The sequence below is a fragment of the Mycobacterium sp. TH-M82 genome, assembly GCF_057473605.1.
Map to the genome: position 1 here is coordinate 1 of NZ_JBYCKY010000277.1, position 7,314 is coordinate 7,314.

Genomic DNA, 7,314 nt, shown 5'->3' on the forward strand with positions numbered 1-7,314 from the left:
CGGAGAAACCGAAACCATTCCACCCCGCCACCTCGACTACGGCCAACCCCGCATCAACCGGTATCACCACCCCGAAAAACTCCTCCACCACGAAGACCGAGACGGCGACGAAGACGACGACCCCGATTAGTCTCGACCGCGATGCAGATCACCCAGATCGTGCAGACGCCGGTAGCGCTGCACAGCGACATCGCCAACGCGGTGGTCGACTTCTCCCAGCACACCGTGTCGCTGGTGGCGGTGGTCTCCGATGCGATCCGCAACGGAAAACCGGTGTGCGGCATCGCGTTCAATTCGATCGGCCGGTTCGCCCAGAGCGGTATTCTGAGCGACCGGATGATCCCCTGGGTGCTCGGCGCCGAGCCAGAACAACTGGTCGACGACGCTGACCTCATCGACTCCGCCAAAGTACTGGCGCATGCGATCGCCGACGAGAAACCCGGCGGCCACGGCGACCGGGCGGCGGCCGCGGCCGCCCTGGAACTGGCCTGCTGGGACCTGAACGCCAAACTCGCCGACGAACCCGCCTGCGCCACCATCGCGCGCCGCTTTGGCCGATCCGTCGCAAGGGCACCGGTCCCGGTGTACGCCGCCGGCGGCTACTACTATCCCGGCCAGCTCGATGAAGGTCTCGATCGGCTGCGCGCCGAGATGCGCGGCTACCGCGACCTGGGCTACGACACGGTCAAGATGAAGATCGGCGGCGCGCCGATCCGCGACGACCTGGCGCGGATCGAGGCGGTGATCGGGATCGTCGGCGGGGGTGACCGGGTCGCGGTCGACGCCAATGGCAGGTTCGACCAAGACACGGCGATCCACTGGGCGCAGGCGCTGGCGCCGTACCGGCCGCGCTGGTACGAGGAGCCCGGCGACCCACTGGACTTCGAGCTCAACCGGGCGGTGACCGGCTGCTACGCCGGCCCGGTGGCAACTGGGGAGAACCTGTTCTCGGTGCCGGACGTGACCACCTCGTCCGCTACGGCGGGATGCGCCGCCACCGCGATGTTTTCCAGATGGACGCCGGACTCAGCTACGGCCTGACCGAGTACGCGAGGATGGATCTGGGCCGCTGCCGGCTTCGACGCGGGCGCGGTCACCAACATCGCCGCCATGCAGTGGGAGAAACTGATCTGCAACGTCGCCTACAGCGCGGCGTGCGCACTGACCGGCCTGACCGTGGGCCAGGTGATGGAAGACCCCGAGTTAGGGCCGGTGAGCCGGACCGCGGCCACCGAGGCGTGGACGGTGGCCCGCGCATCCGGTGTCGCGCTGACCGTCACCGATCCGGTGGCGCATGTGCTGGATTTCGGCGCTGCGGTGCCGGCCGCCAAACCCTCGGCGCTGCTCGACCACGAAGCGCGCCGGGTCAGCGAGATCGACGTCATCAACGGGGCGGTGGTGCGGCAGGCCGAACGCGCCGGCCTTCCGGCTCCGGGCGATGCCGCGCTCACCGTGTCGGTCAAAGCGGTTTGACAACAATGGATCTGATCTTGATGCACTGAGCGTCATATCGGGCAGCGGCGTACCCCAGTGGAACGCAGGCAGAAATTTCGGCCAAAACCGGGTCGGACGTTACGGTTGGTGGATGCGCCATGCAATCCACCTGCCGCTGTTCGGCGCGCTGGCCGATCCGCACGCGGTCGCTGACCTCGCTCGTGCTGCTGATGAGACCGGCTGGGACGGGTTTTTCGTCTGGGATCACGTGCTGAGCCCCGTCGAGGGTGACTGGGACATCGCCGACCCGTGGGTCGCCTTGGCTGCCGCGGCGGTGGTCACCGACCGGATTCGGCTGGGTCCGATGGTGACCCCGCTGCCGCGCCGGCGGATCCTCAAGCTGACCCGGGAGACGGTGACCCTGGATCGGCTGAGCCGAGGGCGGCTGGTTCTGGGCTTGGGCCTCGGCAGCGATCTGGGGCGGGAGTATTCGGCCCTCGGCGGCGTCGTCGACGCCCGCCAGCGCGGCCTTGTGCTCGACGAAGGTGTCGAGGTGTTGATGGCACTGTGGGCCGGCGAGACGGTCCACCACCGCGGCGCTGTCGTCGCCGACGGTGTCCGCGCGATCCCCGGACCGGTCCAGCAGCCGCGGATACCGGTGTGGTTCGGCGTCAACCGCACGTCGGGCAGCCCGATCGAGCGGGCGGCCCGCTACGACGGCATCTTCCCGCTCGGCATGGATGTGGCCGGAGTCGCCCGCATCGCGGACACCGTCAAGGCCATCCGCGGTGACCGCGAAGGGTTCGACATCGCCGTCGCCCCCCGCGCGGGAGAGGACATCGACGATTACCGCGCGGCGGGCGCCACCTGGGTGATGCATGACTTCTGGCCCGGTGCTGGACCCGACCAGGTGCTGCGGGTCATCGAGCGGGGCAAGCCGAGCTAAACGCGCCAGCTGCACTGGGGTGTGCTGGTCCCGCAGCAGTGACGCCATGGCTTAACCTGCCAGGGTGGTTATCGACGCACGACCGGCGCAGCGAATCGACATCGACCCACTGTCGCAGATGCTGGGCCGCGCCTTCTACGACGACCCGGTCTGGGTGTGGATGCTGCCTGATGACACGTCGCGGTCTGCACGATCGGCCCGCACCTTCGCGACCTTCGTCCGCCACCATCACCTCGCCTGCGGTGGGGTGGAGGTGGCCTGCGACGGACCGGAGATCGGCGCGGCGACACTGTGGGATCCGCCTGGCCACTGGAAACAGTCGTGGCGCGCGCAGCTGACCATGCTGCCGGGTTTCGTCCGGGCGATGGGTGCGCGGCTGCCCATAGGGCACGCCGTGAGCCAGCTGTTGGACGCTCACCACCCGGAGGAGCCGCACTGGTATCTCGCGGTGATCGGCAGCGACCCGGCGGTGCGCGGCCGCGGGTTCGGGCAGGCGCTGATGCGGTCGCGGCTGGACCGCTGCGACGCCGAGCACTGCCCGGCGTATCTGGAGTCCAGTAAGTTCGAGAACGTGTCGTACTACCAGCGGTTCGGGTTCGTGGTGACCGGCGAGATCAAGCTGCCGCGCGGCGGGCCGACGCTATGGCCGATGTGGCGGGAGCCCAGATAACGGTAGAACCCGTGGGGCAAGACATATTTCAAAAGGCGGACCAACCTGCAGGCAGTGATTCGCCCGCGGACCATCGCGGATCTCGCCCTGACCGGCGCCTGCGTGATGGCCGCCATACCGATTGCGAGCGTCGACGCACGACGCCCAGACGCCCGACGGCCAGCTCACCACGGAACTGATCCGTTCGTTACGTGGAGCGCTGTGACGGACCACACCGAACAGAATCTCGGCACGCTCTCGACTTCGGCCTCTGATCGGGCCGCTCGGCGTCGATCAGTCGACGCCGATGGTCACCTCGGTCGACTTGACGAACACCGTCGCGGCCTGACCGGCCTTGAGGCCCAGGTCGAGGGCGGCGTCCCTGGTGATCGCAGAGGTGATCACGTTCTCGCCGCCGTCGAGGCGCACTTTCACGATCGCCATCGCGGTGCCGAGGTCGACTTCGGTGATGGTGCCGGTGAGTTGGTTCCGGGTCGATAAGCGCATCGCTGTCCTCCGCATCGTCGGTGTGCCGCAATGCACGCAACGTTAGTTCACCGCCGGGCGCCGAGCAGCGCAATCGACGCCTGCACTGCGGGCTCCACGATCTCGCGGATGTCTTTGCCGTCCTCTACCGTCAGCGCGGTCAGTTCCCGCAGGCCGCCCAACAGGATCACCGCCAGCGGCGACGTCAGCGGCGGCAGGTCAGCCCGCTGGACGCCCGGGCTGCCGCTGAGGTCGATCAGCAGGCCGGCCATCAATTCCAGTCCCCGGCGCTGCACCGGACGGGAAGCCCCACCCAGCGAGGGCAGGTCACGGATCCAGCTCAGCGTGAGAGCCGGCCGGGCCTCGATGCTGGCGACGTAGGCGCCGACCGCCTGGCGGATCTGGTTGTGCCAGTCGGCTTGCGGATCGACCGCAGCGCGGATGTCCCCGGCGAGCCGCTCGTTGTCGACGCGCAACAGCTCGATAAAACATTCTTCCTTACCGGCGAAGTAATCGTAGAAAGTGCGTTTCGACGTGCGAGCATGGCGGACGACGTCGGCCACGGTGGTGGCTCGGTAGCCTCGTTGACCTATCGACTCGGCGAGGCCGTCGAGCAGCCGCCGCCGGAACGGATCTCCCGGGCCTCGATCAGACGCGTCGGGCACCGCATCTTCCCTATCTTCCGCACCTTTCACTGCTGTGGCCACCACGCCTTTCTGCCCGACGGCCTTGCCTGGCCCGGTACTACAGGGTACCGTGCCTGCTGGAGCCACTGGTACATATCGGTACCACAAGCGCAAATGATGTGTGAAGGGACAGAGCATGAGCACACCCACGGCCGTCGACGCGCAAGCCGACCCGACGGCGCCCGCGGTACGGGTGCCGCCGGGGCCGTACCTCCCGAAGGTAGTGCAGGGGTTGCTGTTCATCGTTGCCCGGCGGCGGCTGATGCAGTGGCTGGCCCGCCGATACGGTGCGGCGTTCACGATGAAATCGCCGATCTTCGGACCCACCGTGGTCGTCACTGATCCCGAGCTGGCTCGGCAGGTGTTTCTGGCCCGCCCGGAGGATGTGGGCAACGTTTCGCCCAACCTGAGCCGAATGCTCGGCCCGGGTTCGGTTTTCGCGCTCGAGGGCGCCGAGCATCGGCGGCGCCGCAATCTACTCAGTCCGCTGTTCCACGGCAAAAGCGTGCGCGAGTACGAGCAACTCGTCATCGAAGAGACCGTGCGGGAGATGGCGTCCTGGCCGGTGGGCGAAGAATTCGCGACTCTGCCGTCGACGATGCGGATCACCCTCAACGTGATCCTGCGTGCCATTTTCGGGGCAGCCGGCCCCGAACTCGACGAGCTACGGCAGATCGCCCCACCGTGGGTGACGCTGGGTTCGCGGATGGTGGTACTGCCGATGCCGGCCCGGACCTACGGACGCTTCACGCCGTGGGGTCGACTGGCCCGGTGGCGGCGCCGGTATGAGGCCGCCCTGGACAAGCTGATCGCCGACGCACGCAACGACCCGCACTTCGAAGACCGGACCGACGTGCTGTCGGTGATGCTGCGCAGCAGCTATGAGGACGGCACGGTGATGTCGCGCCGGGAAATCAGCGACGAACTGCTCACGCTGCTGGCAGCGGGACATGAAACCACCGCGTCGACGCTGGCGTGGGTGTTCGAGCGGCTGAGTCGCCACCCGGACCTGCTGACGGCGCTGGCCGCCGAGGCCGACACCGACGAGAGCGCGCTGCGCCGTGCGGTCATCCGCGAGGTGCAGCGCACCCGAACCGTGATCGACTCCGCGGCCCGCCACATCTACGCGCCGACGTTCGAGCTGGGCGAGTGGGTGATTCCACGAGGGTACTCGGTCGTCGTCGCCATTGCGGCGATCCATCGCAATGCCGACGCGTTCGAAGACCCGGGCCGGTTCGACCCGCAGCGCTACCTCGACGGCAATCCGCCCACCTTCGCGTGGATTCCGTTCGGCGGCGGAACCCGGCGCTGCCCCGGCTCCGCGTTTGCCAACATGGAGATGGATGTCGTACTGCGAACAGTGTTGCGGCACTTCACTATCGAGCCCACCACGAAACCGGACGAGAAGTTCCACGCTCGCGGCGTGGCTTACACCCCCAGGGAAGGCGGCCGGATCACCGTGCATCCGCGCGGCTAAAATCCACCGCCATGAGCACCGGCTCGCCAGACGGGCAGCTTGCCGACACGGTCAACGCCGCGATGGAGCGCACCATCCCGACCGCGCACCGGATGGGGGTGCGGGTAGTCGAGGCCGGGCGGGGTCATGCCGCGGCCGTCGTGCCGGTCGAGGGCAACGGCAACCACTTCGGGGTGGTGTATGCGGGTGTGCAGTTCACCGTGGCGGAGATCCTCGGCGGCGTCATCGCGCTGGGCACCTTCGATGCCGCCAAGTACTTCCCGCTGGTCAAGAAGGTCGACATCACGTTCGTCGCGATGGCGAGATCGCAGCTGCGCGCCGAGGCCCGCCTCGACGACACGACCATCGCCCGGGTCGAAGCCGAAGCCGCCGAACGCGGCAAAGTGGACTTCACCCTGGAGGCGGTGGTGACCGACGCCGACGGTCAGACCGTCGCCACCACCCGCGGGCTCTATCAGCTGCGGACCCACCGGGGCTAGCTGGGGCTAGCTGCGGGCTAGCGGGATGCTTCCAGTCGTTGCGCACGCGGCATCAACACCGCGAGCACCACGGCGACGATGAGCAGCGCGGCCACGTCACCAACAAGGTGGCCGCGCTCGGCAGCATCACCGATCGCCTGGACCGCCATGATCGCGGCATGCACGATGCTGGAGGCCACCGTGAACCAGATCAAACTGCTGTGGGCGAGCGGATTGCGCGCCGCGATCAGCAGGAATACGCCAAGCGTGGCGTAGATGCCGATGATCATCGCCAGGTAGTGCGACGGCCCGTGACCCCATGCCCAGCCGGACTGCCAGATACGGGTGAGAGGGTAGATCCCGAATATGAAAACGAGGCCGATGACCACCAGTGCGATCCGCAGGGGCGTCACCGATCTCGTGCCGCCGGACATCATGCGTCAGCCCCCGACACGGCCGGATGCGGCAGCTTCCAGTCCGGCCGGATGAAGTGGCAGGTGTAGCCGCCCGGGAAATGCTCCAGGTAGTCCTGGTGCTCGGGTTCGGCCTCCCAGAAGTCACCGGCGGGGCTGACCTCGGTGACCACCTTGCCCGGCCAGAGCCCGGACGCGTCGACGTCGGCGATGGTGTCCAGGGCGATGCGCTTCTGGTCGTCGTCGAGGTAGAAGATGGCGGAGCGGTAGCTGGTCCCGACGTCGTTGCCCTGCCGGTTCTTGGTGGTCGGGTCGTGGATCGCGAAGAAGAACTCCAGCAGGGTGCGGTAGTCGGTGCCGGCCGGGTCGTAGCTGATCTCGATGGCCTCGGCGTGACCGCCGTGATTGCGGTAGGTCGCGTCGGCCACCTCGCCACCGGTGTAGCCGACCCGGGTGGCGACCACCCCGGGCAGCTTGCGGACCAGGTCTTGCATCCCCCAGAAGCAGCCGCCCGCCAGAATCGCTGTGCTGTAGTCGGTCATGCTGTCGATTATCCCCTGGAAAACCGGATGGTGCGCTTTGGCAACCCATGCTCGACAAACTTGAGTAGAACGTGTTCTAGTTCTTGACGTGACGACTCCGCCGTTCGGCCGCGACGAACTGGCCGTCGCGTTCCAGACGTTCGAGCAGACCGTCGCCCGCGCCGCCGAGACCAGAAACTGGGACATCTGGGTGCAGCACTACACCGAGGACGTCGAATACGTC

Annotated in this window: 9 protein-coding genes and 3 pseudogenes; 8 read left to right on the top strand and 4 right to left on the bottom strand. The window is 67.5% G+C overall.

Annotated features, from left to right (window positions below; translation table 11 throughout):
* The 5 genes and pseudogenes from AC2VON_RS08735 to AC2VON_RS08755 form a co-directional block, all read left to right on the top strand.
* The coding region (locus AC2VON_RS08735; protein WP_486952597.1) for a hypothetical protein at positions 1–130 on the top strand (130 nt) is incomplete at its 5' end.
* An 11-nt stretch (positions 131–141) separates the two neighbouring features.
* Positions 142–1,058 (top strand): annotated as a pseudogene (locus tag AC2VON_RS08740) (enolase C-terminal domain-like protein); the annotation flags it as partial.
* 4 nt (positions 1,059–1,062) lie between these two features.
* A pseudogene (locus tag AC2VON_RS08745) lies at positions 1,063–1,473 on the top strand (ketopantoate reductase C-terminal domain-containing protein); the annotation flags it as partial.
* A 112-nt stretch (positions 1,474–1,585) separates the two neighbouring features.
* Positions 1,586–2,380: an LLM class flavin-dependent oxidoreductase gene (locus AC2VON_RS08750; protein ID WP_486952589.1), complete on the top strand. Its 795-nt coding sequence runs from the start codon at positions 1,586–1,588 to the stop codon at positions 2,378–2,380.
* A 64-nt stretch (positions 2,381–2,444) separates the two neighbouring features.
* Positions 2,445–3,050 (top strand): GNAT family N-acetyltransferase, encoded by a 606-nt coding sequence (locus AC2VON_RS08755; RefSeq protein ID WP_486952590.1) that lies wholly within the window; start codon positions 2,445–2,447, stop codon positions 3,048–3,050.
* Between the two features lie 273 nt (positions 3,051–3,323).
* Here AC2VON_RS08755 and AC2VON_RS08760 read toward each other — a convergent pair whose 3' ends face one another.
* Positions 3,324–3,536 carry a TOBE domain-containing protein gene (locus AC2VON_RS08760; RefSeq protein WP_486952591.1) on the bottom strand — a complete coding sequence of 71 codons (213 nt, stop codon included), beginning with the start codon at positions 3,534–3,536 and terminating at the stop codon, positions 3,324–3,326.
* Between the two features lie 47 nt (positions 3,537–3,583).
* Complete coding sequence (locus AC2VON_RS08765) at positions 3,584–4,222, bottom strand: TetR/AcrR family transcriptional regulator (RefSeq protein WP_486952592.1); 639 nt, start codon at positions 4,220–4,222, stop codon at positions 3,584–3,586.
* Between the two features lie 115 nt (positions 4,223–4,337).
* Here AC2VON_RS08765 and AC2VON_RS08770 point away from each other — a divergent pair, with 115 nt between their 5' ends.
* Both AC2VON_RS08770 and AC2VON_RS08775 read left to right on the top strand, forming a co-directional pair.
* Positions 4,338–5,678 (top strand): cytochrome P450, encoded by a 1,341-nt coding sequence (locus AC2VON_RS08770; RefSeq protein ID WP_486952593.1) that lies wholly within the window; start codon positions 4,338–4,340, stop codon positions 5,676–5,678.
* An 11-nt stretch (positions 5,679–5,689) separates the two neighbouring features.
* Positions 5,690–6,157 (top strand): PaaI family thioesterase, encoded by a 468-nt coding sequence (locus tag AC2VON_RS08775; protein ID WP_486952594.1) that lies wholly within the window; start codon positions 5,690–5,692, stop codon positions 6,155–6,157.
* A gap of 17 nt (positions 6,158–6,174) precedes the next feature.
* Here AC2VON_RS08775 and AC2VON_RS08780 read toward each other — a convergent pair whose 3' ends face one another.
* Positions 6,175–6,573 carry a DUF6632 domain-containing protein gene (locus AC2VON_RS08780; protein WP_486952595.1) on the bottom strand — a complete coding sequence of 133 codons (399 nt, stop codon included), beginning with the start codon at positions 6,571–6,573 and terminating at the stop codon, positions 6,175–6,177.
* Positions 6,570–7,091: a peptide-methionine (S)-S-oxide reductase MsrA gene (gene msrA / locus AC2VON_RS08785; RefSeq protein ID WP_486952596.1), complete on the bottom strand. Its 522-nt coding sequence runs from the start codon at positions 7,089–7,091 to the stop codon at positions 6,570–6,572. Before msrA ends, AC2VON_RS08780 begins: the two co-directional genes overlap by 4 nt.
* A gap of 88 nt (positions 7,092–7,179) precedes the next feature.
* On the opposite strand from msrA, the pseudogene AC2VON_RS08790 reads away from it, so the two are divergent.
* Positions 7,180–7,314: pseudogene (locus tag AC2VON_RS08790) on the top strand (nuclear transport factor 2 family protein); the annotation flags it as partial.